Origin of the sequence: Rhodanobacter sp. MP7CTX1, assembly GCF_014205795.1 — a bacterium.
Lineage (GTDB): Bacteria > Pseudomonadota > Gammaproteobacteria > Xanthomonadales > Rhodanobacteraceae > Rhodanobacter.
The window spans coordinates 1-1,232 of sequence record NZ_JACHCN010000040.1; the positions used below are offsets into that span (position 1 = coordinate 1).

General features: G+C 57.5%; 1 protein-coding gene. It reads right to left on the reverse strand.

Annotated elements, in window-relative coordinates:
- Positions 1-34 precede the first annotated feature (34 nt).
- Positions 35-1,170 (reverse strand): IS3 family transposase gene (locus tag HDE77_RS20225; RefSeq protein WP_221444398.1). Its coding sequence is split into 2 segments (ribosomal slippage): positions 35-918 and positions 918-1,170, totalling 1,137 coding nucleotides; the frame shifts between segments, so codons are not numbered across the junction.
- Positions 1,171-1,232 lie beyond the last annotated feature (62 nt).

Here is a 1,232-nt window from a genome sequence, read left to right on the forward strand (position 1 = left end):
TGGACTTACCCCGATCCCTAGACACATCGGACCCTCACAAGGAAGCCTGTTCAAAGGCTTCGGGGCTGACACCGCCGATGTGGCTGTGCCGACGGGTTCGATTGTAGAAGACCTCGATGTAGTCGAATATATCGGCCCGGGCGAGGTCACGGGTTTTATAGACGCGTTTGCGGATACGTTCCTTTTTCAAGCTGCTGAAAAAGGACTCCACCACGGCGTTGTCCCAGCAGTTTCCACGCCGACTCATGCTGGGCTCAAGATTGTGCTCGCGGCAGAAGCGTCGCCAGTCGTCGCTGCCAAATTGCGTGCCTTGATCGGAGTGAATGAGAACACGCTGCTGAGGGTTGCGGCGGAGCACTGCCATCAAGAGCGCATCGAGAACAATTTCACGCGCCAGCGTGGGCTTCATGGACCAGCCCACGACCTTGCGGGCGTAAAGGTCGACCACGACCGCCAAGTAGAGCCAGCCTTGCCACGTTCGGATATAGGTGATGTCTGTCACCCATGCCTGATCTGGTCGATCGACGGTAAAGGCCCGATTGAGATGATTGGGCGCGATGATCGAGGGTCGACCAGCAACGTGCCGCGGCGCCTTGTATCCGCGCAACGCCTTGATTTTATGCTGGCGCATGATCCGGGCGACACGATGCCTGCCGCAGGTTTCGCCGGCTTCACGCAAATCAGCAAAGACCCGCAGATAGCCGTAAACGCCGCTGCTCGCGGTGTAGGAATCACGAATCGACGCGAGCAGTCGCTCATCCTCGATCGCACGATCAGACAGTGGCTGATGCAACCACGCATAGAAGCCACTACGCGAGGCGCGAAGCACACGACACATCGTAGCCACGCGGTAGGTATCCAAGTGCTCGTTGATAAAGCGGTACTTCACTCGGGCTGCTGAGCAAAGTACCTGGCGGCCTTTTTTAGGATGTCGCGCTCCTCTTCCGTTCGGCGAAGCTGAGCGCGCAGTTTGAGCACTTCGCTTTTGGCTTGAAGCAGCTCCGAAGCACGCTGATCCGAATCGTCGGGCTTCGACGCTTTTACCCACTTGTACAAGCTGTGGGCTGACACACCGAGTCGTTCGGACACTTCGGCGACCGAGTAGCTGCGCTCGATCACCTGTCGAACCGCTTCGTCTTTAAATTCCGGAGTAAATCTCTGGTTGCTCATTGCACTTCCTCCTATGCTCAAATCATAGGGCCGAAGTGTCTGCCGGAGCCGGGCAAGTCCAA